1 protein-coding gene is annotated in these 508 nt (G+C 47.2%); it reads right to left on the bottom strand.

Features of this window, described 5'->3' with window-relative positions:
* Nucleotides 1-508 (bottom strand): MipA/OmpV family protein (locus R7O13_RS31105; RefSeq protein WP_318305761.1); only part of this gene is annotated, 508 nt, incomplete at both ends.

The following is a 508-nucleotide window of genomic DNA, read 5'->3' as shown; positions in this document are numbered from 1 at the left end:
ATCTGCGCCAGCACCGATTCTTTCCCCTGTCACATCTTTGAAAGCGTAATACTCGCTGTTGAAATCAGAGTCCTTATAACGGATGGTAAAAGATGGTTCGAACTCCCAATCACCCAGCTCGTAATTTGCTGCAATTCTGTAGTTTGAGTGGAACTGAAACTCGTCATCCGTCATCAATTCCACTTCAGCGCGCCAGTTTTCATTGAAGTCATAACGCAGTTGGCCACCAAAATCGACGCGATCACCTTCAAACGCGTTTTGAACGGATTTAGGAATGTCGACAAAACGAAGGCGCGTAATCGCGCTCACTCGCCAGTCAGAATCCTCTTCGTTAAACAGAAAAGCGCCGCCCTCGAGTCCGTTAATGTACAAATGTTCATTTTCAAAAAACATCATCGGCACGAAGGTGCTCACCGTAGAGTCATCGTTAGCAGTGTAAAAAGGAATCGAGGCCGTGCGATACATGGCGGCAATGCCCCACGTTTGCTCATCTGTTGCATAAGCCGTT

The sequence above is a fragment of the Vibrio sp. Y176 genome (assembly GCF_033438945.1).
This window is presented reverse-complemented; position numbering and strand designations above follow the sequence as displayed.